Annotated in this window: 23 protein-coding genes; 21 read left to right on the plus strand and 2 right to left on the minus strand. The window is 68.7% G+C overall.

What is annotated here, in order from left to right; genetic code table 11:
• Positions 1–36: 36 nt before the first annotated feature.
• Positions 37–540 carry a carboxymuconolactone decarboxylase family protein gene (locus E4622_RS00560; protein ID WP_134738150.1) on the minus strand — a complete coding sequence of 168 codons (504 nt, stop codon included), beginning with the start codon at positions 538–540 and terminating at the stop codon, positions 37–39.
• Entirely contained in the window at positions 537–1,688 is a 1,152-nt protein-coding gene (locus E4622_RS00565; RefSeq protein ID WP_134738151.1) for a dihydrodipicolinate reductase, read from the minus strand. The genes E4622_RS00560 and E4622_RS00565 overlap by 4 nt, the downstream gene beginning before the upstream one ends.
• Before the next feature lie 463 nt (positions 1,689–2,151).
• Here E4622_RS00565 and rpsJ point away from each other — a divergent pair, with 463 nt between their 5' ends.
• From rpsJ to rplO, 21 genes are all read left to right on the plus strand, one after another.
• Positions 2,152–2,460, plus strand: a complete 309-nt coding sequence (rpsJ, locus tag E4622_RS00570; RefSeq protein WP_008360994.1) for a 30S ribosomal protein S10 — start codon at positions 2,152–2,154, stop codon at positions 2,458–2,460.
• 10 nt (positions 2,461–2,470) lie between these two features.
• Positions 2,471–3,130, plus strand: a complete 660-nt coding sequence (gene rplC, locus E4622_RS00575; protein WP_134738152.1) for a 50S ribosomal protein L3 — start codon at positions 2,471–2,473, stop codon at positions 3,128–3,130.
• A 1-nt stretch (position 3,131) separates the two neighbouring features.
• A complete protein-coding gene (gene rplD / locus E4622_RS00580; RefSeq protein WP_134738153.1) occupies positions 3,132–3,878 on the plus strand; it encodes a 50S ribosomal protein L4 in 747 nt (248 codons plus the stop codon).
• Positions 3,875–4,180, plus strand: a complete 306-nt coding sequence (gene rplW, locus E4622_RS00585) for a 50S ribosomal protein L23 (RefSeq protein ID WP_134738154.1) — start codon at positions 3,875–3,877, stop codon at positions 4,178–4,180. The genes rplD and rplW overlap by 4 nt, the downstream gene beginning before the upstream one ends.
• Positions 4,181–4,205: 25 nt before the next feature.
• Positions 4,206–5,042 carry a 50S ribosomal protein L2 gene (gene rplB, locus E4622_RS00590; RefSeq protein WP_134738155.1) on the plus strand — a complete coding sequence of 279 codons (837 nt, stop codon included), beginning with the start codon at positions 4,206–4,208 and terminating at the stop codon, positions 5,040–5,042.
• A 5-nt stretch (positions 5,043–5,047) separates the two neighbouring features.
• A complete protein-coding gene (rpsS, locus tag E4622_RS00595; RefSeq protein WP_028644799.1) occupies positions 5,048–5,329 on the plus strand; it encodes a 30S ribosomal protein S19 in 282 nt (93 codons plus the stop codon).
• Positions 5,326–5,772 carry a 50S ribosomal protein L22 gene (rplV, locus tag E4622_RS00600; protein WP_134738156.1) on the plus strand — a complete coding sequence of 149 codons (447 nt, stop codon included), beginning with the start codon at positions 5,326–5,328 and terminating at the stop codon, positions 5,770–5,772. Before rpsS ends, rplV begins: the two co-directional genes overlap by 4 nt.
• Positions 5,772–6,614 carry a 30S ribosomal protein S3 gene (gene rpsC, locus E4622_RS00605; protein ID WP_134738157.1) on the plus strand — a complete coding sequence of 281 codons (843 nt, stop codon included), beginning with the start codon at positions 5,772–5,774 and terminating at the stop codon, positions 6,612–6,614. Before rplV ends, rpsC begins: the two co-directional genes overlap by 1 nt.
• Before the next feature lie 2 nt (positions 6,615–6,616).
• The gene (rplP, locus tag E4622_RS00610; protein ID WP_091025719.1) at positions 6,617–7,036 is read left to right on the plus strand and encodes a 50S ribosomal protein L16; all 420 of its coding nucleotides are present in this window, start codon (positions 6,617–6,619) and stop codon (positions 7,034–7,036) included.
• The gene (rpmC, locus tag E4622_RS00615; protein ID WP_134738158.1) at positions 7,036–7,281 is read left to right on the plus strand and encodes a 50S ribosomal protein L29; all 246 of its coding nucleotides are present in this window, start codon (positions 7,036–7,038) and stop codon (positions 7,279–7,281) included. Before rplP ends, rpmC begins: the two co-directional genes overlap by 1 nt.
• Positions 7,278–7,568 carry a 30S ribosomal protein S17 gene (gene rpsQ, locus E4622_RS00620; protein WP_134738159.1) on the plus strand — a complete coding sequence of 97 codons (291 nt, stop codon included), beginning with the start codon at positions 7,278–7,280 and terminating at the stop codon, positions 7,566–7,568. Before rpmC ends, rpsQ begins: the two co-directional genes overlap by 4 nt.
• An 85-nt stretch (positions 7,569–7,653) precedes the next feature.
• Entirely contained in the window at positions 7,654–8,022 is a 369-nt protein-coding gene (rplN, locus tag E4622_RS00625; RefSeq protein WP_134738160.1) for a 50S ribosomal protein L14, read from the plus strand.
• Entirely contained in the window at positions 8,022–8,393 is a 372-nt protein-coding gene (gene rplX, locus E4622_RS00630) for a 50S ribosomal protein L24 (RefSeq protein WP_209021735.1), read from the plus strand. Before rplN ends, rplX begins: the two co-directional genes overlap by 1 nt.
• A complete protein-coding gene (rplE, locus tag E4622_RS00635) occupies positions 8,393–8,971 on the plus strand; it encodes a 50S ribosomal protein L5 (protein ID WP_134738161.1) in 579 nt (192 codons plus the stop codon). The genes rplX and rplE overlap by 1 nt, the downstream gene beginning before the upstream one ends.
• A 1-nt stretch (position 8,972) precedes the next feature.
• The gene (locus E4622_RS00640) at positions 8,973–9,158 is read left to right on the plus strand and encodes a type Z 30S ribosomal protein S14 (protein WP_011757321.1); all 186 of its coding nucleotides are present in this window, start codon (positions 8,973–8,975) and stop codon (positions 9,156–9,158) included.
• 73 nt (positions 9,159–9,231) lie between these two features.
• Positions 9,232–9,639, plus strand: a complete 408-nt coding sequence (gene rpsH / locus E4622_RS00645; protein ID WP_091025724.1) for a 30S ribosomal protein S8 — start codon at positions 9,232–9,234, stop codon at positions 9,637–9,639.
• A gap of 28 nt (positions 9,640–9,667) precedes the next feature.
• Positions 9,668–10,207 (plus strand): 50S ribosomal protein L6, encoded by a 540-nt coding sequence (rplF, locus tag E4622_RS00650; RefSeq protein WP_134738162.1) that lies wholly within the window; start codon positions 9,668–9,670, stop codon positions 10,205–10,207.
• A 1-nt stretch (position 10,208) separates the two neighbouring features.
• Positions 10,209–10,592: a 50S ribosomal protein L18 gene (gene rplR / locus E4622_RS00655; RefSeq protein WP_134738163.1), complete on the plus strand. Its 384-nt coding sequence runs from the start codon at positions 10,209–10,211 to the stop codon at positions 10,590–10,592.
• A 34-nt stretch (positions 10,593–10,626) separates the two neighbouring features.
• Entirely contained in the window at positions 10,627–11,265 is a 639-nt protein-coding gene (rpsE, locus tag E4622_RS00660) for a 30S ribosomal protein S5 (protein ID WP_134738164.1), read from the plus strand.
• Positions 11,265–11,456: a 50S ribosomal protein L30 gene (rpmD, locus tag E4622_RS00665; RefSeq protein WP_134738165.1), complete on the plus strand. Its 192-nt coding sequence runs from the start codon at positions 11,265–11,267 to the stop codon at positions 11,454–11,456. Before rpsE ends, rpmD begins: the two co-directional genes overlap by 1 nt.
• 4 nt (positions 11,457–11,460) lie before the next feature.
• On the plus strand, positions 11,461–11,901 hold the full coding sequence (rplO, locus tag E4622_RS00670) for a 50S ribosomal protein L15 (RefSeq protein WP_134738166.1): 441 nt from the start codon (positions 11,461–11,463) through the stop codon (positions 11,899–11,901).
• Positions 11,902–11,961 lie beyond the last annotated feature (60 nt).

The following is an 11,961-nucleotide window of genomic DNA, read 5'->3' on the forward strand; positions in this document are numbered from 1 at the left end:
CAGGTGACGGGCGTGGCCAAACCTCGCGCCGCCGGCTCAGCCCCCGGTGGCGTGGCTGGTCGCGTGGCTGGGCAGCACGCACGCGACGTCGAGGCCCAGCACCCGGTTGAGCCGGCCGAACGCGATCCACGAGCCGAGGCACATGGACAGCTCCACGATCTCCCGGTCGGAGTACGCCGCCTTCATCCGCGTCCAGAACCCGTCGTCGAGCCCGTGGTGGTCCAGCGAGTAGCGCTCGGCGTACTCGGCGGCCAGGCGGGTGCGCTCGTCGAAGTCACCGGTGGTGCGCCAGTCGGTCACGGCGTCGGCGAAGCCGTCCTCGACCGTGACGCCGTCCTTCTCGGTGCGCCAGTCCTGGCAGAACAGGCAGCCGTTGATCTGGGCGACGCGCAGCCGGGCGGCCTCGAACTCCCGCAGTCCCAGGGTGCCGTCGGCGTAGACGCTGGTGGCGAAGCGCGAGGCGGCCGGACCGATCCCGGGCACCATCTCCCCCCACACGTAGAGGATCGGGTCCTTGCCCTCGGGGACGTCGATGATCATGGGCGTGCTCCTGTCGCTGCGGTGGGGGTGCGGCTCCGGCCGAGGCGGCCGGACGCGGGGGAGAGGGGGACCTCGAGGCCGTCGTAGAGACCGGGAGACGCGGCGCGCAGCCACGGGATCGCGTTGACGAGTCGGTTGGCGGCGGTGGCGTTTCCGCCCGCGGCGCGGTTGCCGCCCTCGTCGGTCGCCTCCAGGTTGATCTCGATCCGGGGGCGGCCCTCGATCACGACGCGGTGGGCGCCGTCGCCGCCGTCGGCGGGAAGCGGCCAGTCGGGCGCGACGTCGCGGGTGATCCGGGTGACGTGCTCGACCACGATGACCGCCTCGCCGTCGACGACCCCCTGGACCTCGAAGCGCAGCGCACCCTGGGTGCCGGCCGCGAAGCGACCCATCGCGTTGGTGACGTCGCGCTCGAGCGGGCGCCGCTCGAGGGTCTCGCGGACCTCGTCGAGCTCGACCCCGAGCGCGCGGGCGATCAGCCGGACCTGACCGCCCCACACCATCGTCGGCACGGTGGGCGCCACCATCGGCGGCTCGTAGTCCATCGGCTCGCCCATGCCGACCAGCATCCGCACCGCCTCGGGGGCGTCGTAGGTCGAGTAGTCGAAGATCTCCTGGCACCGCACCTGGTCGACCGTGCCGGCCAGTGCCGTGGCGAGCACCGGCAGCAGGTCGTTGCCCCAGCCGGGGTCGATGCCGCTCACGAACAGCGCGGAGCCGCCGGCCCGCGCCGCCTCGAGCAGCGGGTCGCGCAGCTCCGCGGGGGCGCTGCGGTGGTCGTAGAGGGCGTAGATCGCGGGGGTGACCACCACGGCGCCGGCGCGCAGGGCCCGCGCCACGTCGGCGGCGGCCGCATCGGGTCGGACGTCGCCGGAGGCCGTGTAGGCCACCGCGGCCGCCCCGGCGAGCGCGGCGTCCGGGTCGTCGGTGGCTGGCACGCCGAGCGCGCGTCCGAGGCCCGCGAGCTCGCCGGCGTCGCGCCCCACCTTGGCGGGGTCGTGGACCACCACCGCCGACAGCCGGAGCCTGGGGTGGGCCTCCACGGCGCGGATGGCGGCGCGGCCCATGTTGCCGGTGCCCCACACGACCACCGGCAGCGGCTCGTCCGACCCCTCCGCCGCTAAGTAGAACGTGTTCTCGTTTGCCATGGCGCGAGGCTAGCGCGGCCCGCGACGGCGGGGTAGTCCCTGACGCAACGGTCGCGAAACGCCGCCCGGGATGACACGATCGTCCGGGACTATCCGCCCGGCAGGGACCACCGTCGATCCGATTTGGCGCAGTGGGAGAGATCTGCCAAGATAGTCCGGTTGCTCCGGCGGGTCGCCGGGGTGCGGCACATCTTGACTACTGAATCGCGTCTCCCAGCTCCTCACGGAGCGTTGTTTCGGTAGCAGGCCTGTGCCAGCACCGCGCCTGGAGACCCGATCAGCCTGACGAACCGTCAGGCGCCACCAACACCGCAGATCGATCCTGGTCCCGTGGTGCGAGGAAATCTCGCGACACGCCCGACCGCGGGGGTCGGCCACGGGGTGGCGAGCACAGGGCGGAACGGGTTCGACCTGAAGACGTTCCGGACAGCGACGTGGACCAGTAGAAGGTAGAGAGAGACCTATGGCGGGACAGAAGATCCGCATCAGGCTCAAGGCCTATGACCACGAGGTGATCGACACCTCGGCGCGCAAGATCGTGGACACCGTCACCCGCACGGGTGCCAAGGTCGCCGGCCCCGTGCCGCTGCCGACCGAGAAGAACGTCTACTGCGTGATTCGCTCGCCCCACAAGTACAAGGACTCCCGCGAGCACTTCGAGATGCGCACGCACAAGCGCCTCATCGACATCATCGACCCCACGCCCAAGACCGTCGACTCCCTGATGCGGCTCGACCTGCCGGCCGGTGTCGACATCGAGATCAAGCTCTGAGGTCCAAGCAATGACTGTTGAGAAGAACGTGAAGGGGCTGCTGGGCACCAAGCTCGGCATGACCCAGCTCTGGGACGAGAACAACCGCATCGTCCCCGTCACCGTGATCGCCGCGTCGACCAACGTGATCACCCAGGTCCGCCACCCCGAGACCGACGGCTACAACGCCATCCAGGTCGGGTTCGGCGAGATCGAGGGTCGCAAGGTCAACAAGCCGCAGGCCGGACACTTCGCCAAGGCCGGCACCACGCCGCGCCGCCACGTGGTGGAGATCCGCACCTCCGACGCCGCGTCCTACACCGTCGGCCAGGAGCTCGCGGTCGACACCTTCGCCGCGGGCGACGTCATCGACGTCACCGGCACGAGCAAGGGCAAGGGCTTCGCCGGCGTCATGAAGCTCCACGGCTTCCACGGCGTCGGTGCCTCCCACGGTGCCCACCGCAACCACCGCAAGCCCGGTTCGATCGGCGCCTGCGCCACGCCGGGCCGCGTGTTCAAGGGCACCCGCATGGCCGGCCGGATGGGTAGCGACACCGTCACCACCCAGAACGTCACCGTGCACGCCGTCGACGCCGACAAGGGCCTGATCCTCCTCAAGGGTGCCGTCCCCGGCCCCAAGGGTGGGGTCATCGTCCTGCGCTCGGCTGCGAAGAAGAGCCAGGAGGCCTGAGATGGCGACCGAGGAGACCACCAAGAAGGCCGCGAGCAAGAAGGCGGCCCCGAGCAAGAAGGCCGCCGCCAGCAAGAAGGCGGCCCCGAGCAAGAAGGCCGACGCCGGTAAGGCCACGACCGTCCAGGTCGACCTGCCCGCCGAGATCTTCGACGCCAAGATCAACATCCCGCTGATCCACCAGGTCGTCGTGGCCCAGCAGGCCGCGGCTCGCCAGGGCACGCACTCGACGAAGCGCCGGGGCGAGGTCCGCGGTGGCGGTCGCAAGCCCTACAAGCAGAAGGGCACCGGCCGCGCCCGTCAGGGCTCGACCCGCGCCCCGCAGTTCGCCGGTGGTGGCGTCGTCCACGGCCCCAAGCCGCGCGACTACGACCAGCGCACGCCCAAGAAGATGAAGGCCGCCGCCCTGCGCGGTGCCCTCTCCGACCGGGCCCACAACGAGCGCATCCACGTGGTGGAGTCGCTGGTGTCGGGCGAGGTCCCCTCGACCCGCGCCGCGATCGCCTCGCTGGCCTCGCTCACGTCGCGGACCAAGGTCCTCGTCGTGCTCGAGCGCGCCGACAGCCTCACCTGGCTCTCGCTGCGCAACGCGCCGTCGGTGCACATCGTGGCCGTCGACCAGCTCAACACCTACGACGTGCTCGCCTCCGACGACGTGGTCTTCACCAAGGGCGCCTACGACGCGCTGGTGAACGGCACCGCCGCGGCGACCGAGACGGACGCGAACGCCGAGGAGGGCGACAAGTGAGCACGCTGCACAAGGACCACCGCGACGTCCTGATCGCGCCCGTGGTGTCCGAGAAGAGCTACAGCCTTCTCGACGCCAACAAGTACACGTTCCTGGTGCGCCCGGACTCGAACAAGACCGAGATCAAGATCGCGGTCGAGAAGATCTTCGGCGTCAAGGTCACGTCGGTCAACACGATCAACCGAGTCGGCAAGACCCGTCGCACCCGCAACGGTCTGGGCAAGCGCAAGGACACCAAGCGCGCCATCGTCAGCCTCGCCGAGGGCCACCGCATCGACATCTTCGGGGGACCGGTCTCCTGACCGGCTCCCTCGACTAGGAACTGATATGGCTATCCGCAAGTACAAGCCGACCACGCCGGGCCGACGCGGCTCGTCCGTCGCCGACTTCGCCGAGGTCACTCGGACCACGCCCGAGAAGTCGCTGACCCGTCCGCTGCCCAAGAAGGGCGGCCGCAACAACCAGGGCCGGATCACCACCCGGCACCAGGGTGGCGGTCACAAGCGCGCCTACCGGATCATCGACTTCCGTCGCTACGACAAGGACGGCGTGCCGGCCAAGGTCGCTCACATCGAGTACGACCCCAACCGCACCGCCCGCATCGCGCTGCTGCACTACGCCGACGGCGAGAAGCGCTACATCGTCGCGCCGAAGGACCTGGCGCAGGGCACGATGATCGAGTCCGGCGTCGGGGCCGACATCAAGCCCGGCAACAACCTGCCGCTGCGCAACATCCCGGTCGGTACGACCATCCACGCCGTGGAGCTGCGTCCCGGCGGCGGGGCCAAGATCGCCCGCTCCGCCGGCAACAGTGCCCAGCTGGTCGCCCGCGAGGGAAGCCGCGCCACGCTCCGCATGCCCTCGGGCGAGATGCGGTTCGTCGACGTGCGCTGCCGCGCCACGGTCGGTGAGGTCGGCAACGCCGAGCAGTCCAACATCAACTGGGGCAAGGCCGGCCGCATGCGCTGGAAGGGCAAGCGCCCGACCGTCCGAGGTGTCGTCATGAACCCGGTCGACCACCCCCACGGTGGTGGCGAGGGCAAGACCTCGGGTGGACGTCACCCGGTGTCCCCCTGGGGCAAGCCCGAGGGCCGTACGCGCAAGCGCAAGGCCAGCGACTCCCAGATCATTCGTCGCCGCAAGTCCGGCAAGGGTAGGAAGTAACTGACATGCCTCGTAGCCTGAAGAAGGGCCCCTTCATCGACGACCACCTTCAGAAGAAGGTGGACGCCGAGAACGCCAAGGGCAGCCACAACGTCATCAAGACCTGGTCGCGCCGGTCGATGATCATCCCCGACATGATCGGCCACACCATCGCGGTGCACGACGGCCGCAAGCACGTGCCGGTGTTCGTCACCGACGCGATGGTCGGTCACAAGCTGGGCGAGTTCGCCCCGACCCGCACCTACCGCGGGCACGTCAAGGACGACCGGAAGGGACGCCGCCGATGAGCACCACCGAACGCCACCGCACCAGCGCGCGGCGCGAGTCGCTGATCGGCGACCAGCCCGGCGCCTTCGCGAGTGCCCGCTTCGTGCGGATCACGCCGATGAAGGCCCGCCGCGTCGTCGACATGGTCCGCGGCATGCCCGTCGACCAGGCGCTGTCCCTGCTGCAGTTCGCGCCGCAGGCCGCGTCCGAGACGGTCTACAAGGTGCTCGAGAGCGCCGTCGCCAACGCCGGCACCACCGAGGGCCTGGACACCGGTGACCTCGTGGTCTCCGTCGCCCAGGTCGACGAGGGTCCGACGATGAAGCGCTGGCGCCCTCGTGCCCAGGGCCGTGCGACGCGGATCAACAAGCGCACCAGCCACATCACCCTGGCGGTCCAGCCCGCCGGCGTGGTCAAGGCCGGCAAGGACAAGCGGACCCCCAAGAACGGAAAGAGTGCCTGATGGGCCAGAAAATCAACCCGAACGGCTTCCGGCTCGGTATCTCCACGGACCACAAGTCCCGGTGGTACGCCGACAAGCTGTACAAGGCCTACGTCGGCGAGGACGTCGCCATCCGCAAGCTGCTCTCCAAGGGCATGGAGCGGGCCGGCATCTCCAAGGTCGAGATCGAGCGCACCCGTGACCGGGTCCGCGTGGACATCCACACCGCCCGTCCCGGCATCGTCATCGGCCGCCGCGGCGCCGAGGCCGACCGCATCCGCGGCGAGCTCGAGAAGCTCACCGGCAAGCAGGTCCAGTTGAACATCCTCGAGGTCAAGAACCCCGAGGTGGACGCCCAGCTGGTCGCCCAGGGTGTGGCCGAGCAGCTCTCCGGTCGCGTGCAGTTCCGTCGCGCCATGAAGAAGGCGATGCAGACCTCGATGCGCTCCGGTGCCAAGGGCATCCGGATCCAGTGCTCGGGTCGGCTCAACGGCGCGGAGATGTCGCGCACCGAGTTCTACCGCGAGGGTCGCGTCCCGCTGCACACGCTGCGTGCCGACATCGACTACGGCTTCTACGAGGCCAAGACCACCTTCGGCCGCATCGGCGTGAAGGTCTGGATCTACAAGGGCGAGGTCGCCGGCACCCGTGCCGAGCGTCAGGCTCAGGCCGCCGCCCGCGCCGGGGTCCCCGGTCGCGGTGGCAGCGCCGGTCGGCCCACCCGCGGTGGCGAGCGCCCGAGCCGCGGCACCCGCCCGACCCGCAACGACCGCGAGTCCGCGCCGGCCACGACCGAGGCTCCGGCCGAGGCCACCGCCGCCGCTCCCGCCGAGGGCGCTGCCGCGTCCGGAACGGAGTCCTGACCATGTTGATGCCGCGTCGTGTCAAGCACCGCAAGCAGCACCACCCCAACCGTCGGGGTGCGGCCAAGGGCGGGACCAAGCTCGCGTTCGGCGAGTTCGGGATCCAGGCGATCGAGGGTCACTACGTGACCAACCGACAGATCGAGTCGGCTCGTATCGCGATGACCCGTCACATCAAGCGAGGCGGAAAGGTGTGGATCAACATCTACCCCGACCGCCCGCTGACCAAGAAGCCTGCCGAGACCCGCATGGGTTCCGGCAAGGGTTCCCCGGAGTGGTGGATCGCCAACGTGAAGCCCGGCCGTGTCATGTTCGAACTTTCCGGCGTCGACGAGACGACCGCACGCGAGGCCATGCGCCGCGCGATGCACAAGCTTCCGATGAAGTGCCGGTTCATCTCGCGAGAGGCGGGTGAATTCTGATGGCTCAGGGACTCAAGGCCCACGAGCTCGACGAGCTCAACGCGGTCGACCTCGAGGCGAGGCTCCGCGAGTGCAAGGAAGAGCTGTTCAACCTGCGCTTCCAGGCGGCCACCGGCCAGCTGGAGAGCCACGGTCGGCTCAACACGGTCAAGAAGGACATCGCCCGGATCTACACCGTGGTGCGCGAGCGCGAGCTCGGCATCCGGTCGGCCCCCGGCACTGACAAGGAAGAGGCGAGCGCATGAGCGAGCAGCCCACCAGCGCCGAGACGCCCACGGCTGAGCGCAACGCCCGCAAGACCCGCGAGGGTCTGGTCGTCAGCGACAAGATGGACAAGACCGTGGTCGTGACCGTCGAGGACCGCGTCAAGCACGCCCTCTACGGCAAGGTCCTGCGCCGCACGAGCAAGCTCAAGGCGCACGACGAGGCCAACGAGTGCGGCATCGGCGACCGCGTCCTCCTCATGGAGACGCGTCCGCTGTCGGCCACCAAGCGCTGGCGCGTCGTCCAGATCCTCGAGAAGGCCAAGTAACCCCCGGGCCACCGCCCGCAACTGACAACCGTTCGGCAAGGCTCGCCGCCCAGGCGGCGAGAACCAGCTCGACAAGGAGAGACGAATGATCCAGCAGGAGTCGCGACTCAAGGTCGCCGACAACACCGGTGCGAAGGAGATCCTCTGCATCCGTGTTCTCGGAGGCTCGGGTCGACGCTACGCCGGTATCGGCGACGTCATCGTCGCCACCGTGAAGGACGCGATCCCCGGGGGCAACGTGAAGAAGGGTGACGTCGTGAAGGCGGTCATCGTTCGCACCGTCAAGGAGCGCCGCCGCCCCGACGGTTCCTACATCCGCTTCGACGAGAACGCCGCCGTGATCCTCAAGACGGACGGCGAGCCGCGAGGCACCCGTATCTTCGGCCCCGTGGGCCGCGAGCTGCGCGACAAGAAGTTCATGAAGATCATCTCGCTGGCGCCGGAGGTGCTCTGATGGCCAAGGACAAGCACACCGTGAACCTGAAGAAGGGTGACACCGTCAAGGTGATCGCCGGCAAGGACAAGGGCGCCGAAGGCAAGATCATCAAGGTGCTCCGCGAGGAGCAGCGCGTGATCGTCGAGGGTGTCAACCGGATCAAGAAGCACACCAAGGTCGTCAACCAGGGCGGTCGCGCCGGCACCACGGGCGGGATCATCACGACCGAGGCCCCGATCCACGTCTCCAACGTCATGCTCGTCGAGGGCGACGGCGTGACCCGCATCGGCTTCCGCCGTGACGAGGTCACCAAGCGCCGCCCGGACGGCTCGACGTACCCCTCGACGCGCAGCGTCCGCATCTCGCGCAAGACCGGCAAGGAAATCTGATGAGCACCGAGACCCCCGAGGCGACCGAGAAGGTCACGCCCCGTCTCAAGACCCGCTACCGCGAGGAGATCCTTCCCTCGCTGCAGTCGGAGTTCGAGATCAAGAACGTCATGCAGGTGCCCGGCCTGACCAAGATCGTGGTCAACATGGGTGTCGGCGAGGCCGCTCGCGACTCGAAGCTGATCGAGGGGGCGGTCAAGGACCTCACCGCGATCACCGGCCAGAAGCCGCTCGTGACCAAGGCACGCAAGTCCATCGCGCAGTTCAAGCTCCGCGAGGGCATGCCGATCGGCGCGCACACCACGCTGCGCGGCGACCGGATGTGGGAGTTCCTCGACCGGCTGCTGTCGCTCGCGCTGCCCCGCATCCGGGACTTCCGCGGTCTGTCGCCCAAGCAGTTCGACGGCAAGGGCAACTACACCTTCGGCCTGACCGAGCAGGTCATGTTCCACGAGATCGACCAGGACAAGGTCGACCGTCAGCGGGGCATGGACATCACGATCGTCACCACCGCCACCAACGACGAGGAAGGCCGCGCGCTGCTCAAGCAGCTCGGCTTCCCCTTCAAGGAGAACTGACATGGCAAAGACCGCGCTCAAGGTCAAGGCCGCTCGCAAGCCGAAGTTCGCGGTCCGGGGCTACACCCGGTGCCAGCGCTGCGGCCGCCCCAAGGCCGTGTACAGGAAGTTCGGCCTCTGCCGGATCTGCCTGCGCGAGATGGCGCACCGCGGCGAGCTGCCCGGCGTCACCAAGTCCTCCTGGTAACACCACCCACAACCGCTGAAGGTCCCACCGAAGATGTCGGTGGGAAACCACAGGAAGAAAGGGCCATCCGGCCATGACGATGACTGACCCGATCGCAGACATGCTGACCCGTCTGCGCAACGCCAACCAGGCGTACCACGACGCGGTGACCATGCCCTACAGCAAGCTCAAGCAGGGCGTCGCCGAGATCCTCAAGCAGGAGGGCTACATCACGTCGTTCGACGTGAAGGAGCCCGCCGAGGGCGAGGTCGGCCGCACGCTGACCATCACCCTCAAGTACGGCCGCAACCGCGAGCGTTCCATCGCCGGTGTGCGCCGTATCAGCAAGCCCGGTCTCCGGGTCTACGCCAAGCACACGGGTCTCCCGAAGGTGCTCGGAGGCCTGGGCGTCGCGATCATCTCGACGAGCCAGGGCCTGCTGACCGACCGCCAGGCCAACCAGAAGGGCGTGGGTGGGGAAGTCCTCGCCTACGTCTGGTAACGACGAGACCGAGAAGGAGAACACCAGCATGTCGCGCATTGGCAAGCTCCCCATCCCGGTCCCGTCCGGCGTGGACGTGGCCATCGAGGACTCCCGGGTGACCGTCAAGGGGCCCAAGGGCACCCTGTCGCACACCGTCGCCGCTCCGATCACGGTCGAGCGCAACGACGGCGTCCTGGACGTCAAGCGCCCCGACGACGAGCGCGAGAGCCGGTCCCTGCACGGGCTCACGCGCACCCTGATCAGCAACATGGTCCAGGGCGTCACCGAGGGCTACGAGAAGAAGCTCGAGATCGTGGGCGTGGGTTACCGCGTCCTGTCGAAGGGCCCCACCCAGCTGGAGTTCCAGCTCGGCTACTCGCACGTGATCGTGTTCGACGCCCCCGAGGGCATCACGTTCAACGTCGAGAGCCAGACCCGTCTGGGCGTGTCGGGCATCGACAAGCAGCTCGTCGGAGAGGTCGCGGCCAACATCCGCAAGCTCCGCAAGCCCGAGCCCTACAAGGGCAAGGGCGTTCGTTACGCCGGCGAGCAGATCCGCCGCAAGGTCGGAAAGGCCGGTAAGTGACATGGCGATCTCGCTGAAGCTCAACAAGCACACCGCTGCGCGCACCAAGTCGCGTCTGCGCCGTCAGGTCCGGGGGCGCAAGCGCATCTCCGGCACCGCCGAGCGCCCGCGCCTGGTCGTCACGCGCTCGACCAAGCACATCACCGTGCAGGTCGTCGACGACCTGGTCGGCAAGACGCTGGCCTACGCCTCGACCATGGAGGGCGACCTGCGCTCCTTCGACGGTGACAAGACCGCCAAGGCCAAGAAGGTCGGTGAGCTCGTCGCCGAGCGCGCCAAGGCCGCCGGTGTCGACGGCGTGGTCTTCGACCGCGCCGGCAACAAGTACCACGGTCGCATCGCGGCCCTTGCCGACGGTGCTCGCGCTGGGGGCTTGACCTTCTGATGGCCAGCTACAAGCAAGAGAAGAGGAACCACTCATGAGCGGAGCCCAGCGCGGACAGCGCAGTGGCGAGCGCCAGTCTGGTGGCCGTGGTGGACGCGACGGAGGTCGCGGCCAGGGCGCCGACAAGAACACCTACATCGAGCGCGTCGTCGCCATCAACCGCGTCGCCAAGGTCGTGAAGGGTGGTCGTCGCTTCAGCTTCACCGCCCTCGTGATCGTCGGCGACGGTGACGGCATGGTCGGCGTCGGCTACGGCAAGGCCAAGGAGGTCCCCGCCGCGATCGCGAAGGGTGTCGAAGAGGCCAAGAAGGCCTTCTTCCGCGTCCCTCGCATCCAGGGCACCATCCCGCACCCGGTCCAGGGCGAGAAGGCGGCCGGTGTGGTCTTCCTGCGCCCCGCCGCTCCCGGTACCGGCGTCATCGCCGGTGGCCCGGTGCGCGCCGTGCTCGAGTGCGCCGGCATCCACGACGTCCTCAGCAAGTCGCTGGGCTCGTCGAACCAGATCAACATCGTCCACGCGACGGTGGAGGCCCTGCGGATGCTCGAGGAGCCCGAGGCCGTGGCCGCTCGTCGCGGCCTGCGCGTCGAGGACGTCGCTCCGGCGGCGCTGCTGCGGGCGAAGGCGGCCGGCATCGCCGAGGCCGCCGACGTCGCTGCGGCGGGGAGGTCCTGATGGCACAGCTCAAGGTCCAGCAGAAGAAGTCGACGATCGGCTGCAACGCCAACCAGCGTGAGACCGTGCGCTCGCTGGGTCTCAAGCGGATCGGCGACGTCGTCATCAAGGAGGACCGCCCGGAGATCCGCGGCATGGTCCACACCGTCCGTCACCTGGTGACGGTCGAGACAATCGACGGAGGCGAGTGACGCCATGACGCTCAAGCTTCATCACCTGCGCCCGGCCCCCGGCGCCAAGAAGGCCAAGACCCGTGTGGGTCGCGGTGAGGGCTCGAAGGGCAAGACCTCGGGTCGTGGCACCAAGGGCACCAAGGCCCGCTACCAGGTCCCGGCCGCCTTCGAGGGTGGCCAGATGCCCCTGCACATGCGGCTCCCCAAGCTGAAGGGGTTCAAGAACCCGTTCAAGGTGGAGTTCCAGGTCGTCAACCTCGACCGCATCAACGAGCTGTTCCCCGAGGGTGGCACCATCACCGTCGACCAGCTCGTCGACCGCGGCGCGGTCCGCAAGGGCCAGCCCGTCAAGGTCCTCGGACAGGGCGACATCTCGGTCAAGGTGGAGGTCAGCGCCAACGCGTTCTCCTCCTCGGCCAAGGACAAGATCGAGGCCGCGGGCGGCACTGCCACCCTGGTCTGACCAGCCTCGTCTCGTGACGCGTAGGGGCACCGCCCTCCACTCCTCGCGGAGTAGGGGTGG

This window comes from Nocardioides sp. 503, assembly GCF_004522095.1.
GTDB lineage: Bacteria > Actinomycetota > Actinomycetes > Propionibacteriales > Nocardioidaceae > Nocardioides.

Bases quoted from the DNA above. Each gene is read 5' to 3' on its own strand.
- rplR (WP_134738163.1), top strand. From the start codon at position 10,209: ATGGCGATCTCGCTGAAGCTCAACAAGCACACCGCTGCGCGCACCAAG.
- rpsS (WP_028644799.1), top strand. From the start codon at position 5,048: ATGCCTCGTAGCCTGAAGAAGGGCCCCTTCATCGACGACCACCTTCAG.
- rplO (WP_134738166.1), top strand. From the start codon at position 11,461: ATGACGCTCAAGCTTCATCACCTGCGCCCGGCCCCCGGCGCCAAGAAG.
- rplE (WP_134738161.1), top strand. From the start codon at position 8,393: ATGAGCACCGAGACCCCCGAGGCGACCGAGAAGGTCACGCCCCGTCTC.
- rpmD (WP_134738165.1), top strand. From the start codon at position 11,265: ATGGCACAGCTCAAGGTCCAGCAGAAGAAGTCGACGATCGGCTGCAAC.
- rpsE (WP_134738164.1), top strand. From the start codon at position 10,627: ATGAGCGGAGCCCAGCGCGGACAGCGCAGTGGCGAGCGCCAGTCTGGT.
- rpsH (WP_091025724.1), top strand. From the start codon at position 9,232: ATGACGATGACTGACCCGATCGCAGACATGCTGACCCGTCTGCGCAAC.
- rplF (WP_134738162.1), top strand. From the start codon at position 9,668: ATGTCGCGCATTGGCAAGCTCCCCATCCCGGTCCCGTCCGGCGTGGAC.
- rpsC (WP_134738157.1), top strand. From the start codon at position 5,772: ATGGGCCAGAAAATCAACCCGAACGGCTTCCGGCTCGGTATCTCCACG.
- E4622_RS00640 (WP_011757321.1), top strand. From the start codon at position 8,973: ATGGCAAAGACCGCGCTCAAGGTCAAGGCCGCTCGCAAGCCGAAGTTC.
- rplX (WP_209021735.1), top strand. From the start codon at position 8,022: ATGGCCAAGGACAAGCACACCGTGAACCTGAAGAAGGGTGACACCGTC.
- rplD (WP_134738153.1), top strand. From the start codon at position 3,132: ATGGCGACCGAGGAGACCACCAAGAAGGCCGCGAGCAAGAAGGCGGCC.
- rplN (WP_134738160.1), top strand. From the start codon at position 7,654: ATGATCCAGCAGGAGTCGCGACTCAAGGTCGCCGACAACACCGGTGCG.
- E4622_RS00565 (WP_134738151.1), bottom strand. From the start codon at position 1,688: ATGGCAAACGAGAACACGTTCTACTTAGCGGCGGAGGGGTCGGACGAG.
- rpsQ (WP_134738159.1), top strand. From the start codon at position 7,278: ATGAGCGAGCAGCCCACCAGCGCCGAGACGCCCACGGCTGAGCGCAAC.
- rpmC (WP_134738158.1), top strand. From the start codon at position 7,036: ATGGCTCAGGGACTCAAGGCCCACGAGCTCGACGAGCTCAACGCGGTC.
- rplV (WP_134738156.1), top strand. From the start codon at position 5,326: ATGAGCACCACCGAACGCCACCGCACCAGCGCGCGGCGCGAGTCGCTG.
- rpsJ (WP_008360994.1), top strand. From the start codon at position 2,152: ATGGCGGGACAGAAGATCCGCATCAGGCTCAAGGCCTATGACCACGAG.
- rplC (WP_134738152.1), top strand. From the start codon at position 2,471: ATGACTGTTGAGAAGAACGTGAAGGGGCTGCTGGGCACCAAGCTCGGC.
- rplB (WP_134738155.1), top strand. From the start codon at position 4,206: ATGGCTATCCGCAAGTACAAGCCGACCACGCCGGGCCGACGCGGCTCG.
- rplP (WP_091025719.1), top strand. From the start codon at position 6,617: ATGTTGATGCCGCGTCGTGTCAAGCACCGCAAGCAGCACCACCCCAAC.
- E4622_RS00560 (WP_134738150.1), bottom strand. From the start codon at position 540: ATGATCATCGACGTCCCCGAGGGCAAGGACCCGATCCTCTACGTGTGG.